Origin of the sequence: Streptomyces hirsutus (assembly GCF_001418415.1) — a bacterium.
GTDB classification, from domain to species: domain Bacteria; phylum Actinomycetota; class Actinomycetes; order Streptomycetales; family Streptomycetaceae; genus Streptomyces; species Streptomyces hirsutus.
Window position 1 is genome coordinate 1 of record NZ_LIQT01000755.1, and the last position, 1,228, is coordinate 1,228.

At 75.8% G+C, this 1,228-nt stretch carries 1 protein-coding gene; it reads left to right on the forward strand.

Annotation, left to right across the window (positions count from 1 at the left end; genetic code table 11):
* On the forward strand, positions 1 to 1,228 hold a 1,228-nt coding region (locus tag AOK11_RS38300), incomplete at both ends, for a TOMM precursor leader peptide-binding protein (RefSeq protein ID WP_157869551.1).

Genomic DNA, 1,228 nt, shown 5'->3' on the forward strand with positions numbered 1-1,228 from the left:
CTCCAGCACGGCGCTGTGCAGTCCCAGGGCCCGCCCCGCGCCCTCCCCGGCCGCCGTGCGGGCCCTGGGACTGCACAGCGCCGTGCTGGAGACGGCCAAGTGGCTGGCGGGGCTGCGGAGTCCGGAACAGCGGGCGGTGTGCGTGCTGGACGGCCTCACCCTGCGCACCGGCCACCATCCGGTACGAAGACGTCCGCAGTGCCCGTCCTGCGGCGACCCCGCGCTCGTCGCCGAGCGGACCCGCCGCCCGGTGGTGCCGGTGTCCCGTCCCAAGGCCGGCGGGTCCGGCAGCAACGACCGGGCGCTGTCCGCCGAGCAGCTGCTCGCCCGCCACCGCCACCTGGTCGGACCGGTCACCGGCATCGTGACGGACGTACGCCCCATGGCCGGCATGCCCGAAGGGCTGCACGCCTACGACTCCGGGCACAACCTCGCCCTCGGCGGCCACTCGCCCGCCGCGGTGAGCCGGGTGCTCAGGTCCCGCAGCTCCGGCAAGGGGGCGACCGCCGTCGAGGCGCGGGCCAGCGCCCTGGGCGAGGCGGTGGAACGTTACTCCGCCGCCCGTCAGGGCGACGAGCTGACGCTCACCGACTCGCTCACCGGACTCGGCCCGGCCGCCGTCCACCCCAACGCCTACCAGCTGTTCCACGAGCGCCAGTACGCCGAACGCGACCGCTGGAACGCCTCCCACACGCCGTTCCACCACGTGTGCGCGCCGTTCGACCCCGGGGCGCCCACCGAGTGGACGCCGGTGTGGTCCCTCACCGCCGGCACCCAGCGGCTGCTGCCCACCGCCACCCTGTACTTCGACACCTCGTCCGGTGGCACCCGGGACGGACTGTGGGCCGACTCCAACGGCAACGCGGCCGGCAGCAGCCCGGAGGACGCCCTGGTGCAGGGGTTCCTGGAACTGGTCGAACGGGACGCGGTGGCCCTGTGGTGGTACAACCGCCTGCGGCTGCCCGGTGTCGACCTGGACGCCTTCGACGAGCCGTGGCTGAGCGGCCTGCGCGACGCCCTCGGCCGGGCCGGGCGCCAGGTGTGGACCCTCGACCTCACCTCCGACCTCGGCATCCCCGTGATGGCGGCGGTCTCCCGGGGCGCCGGGGACACGGACACGGCCGCGCCCGTCCTGTACGGGTTCGGGGCGCACCCCGACCCGCGGCTCGCCCTGCGCCGCGCCCTCACCGAGATGGTCCAGATGCTGCCCGCCGCCGGCCCGGCGGCG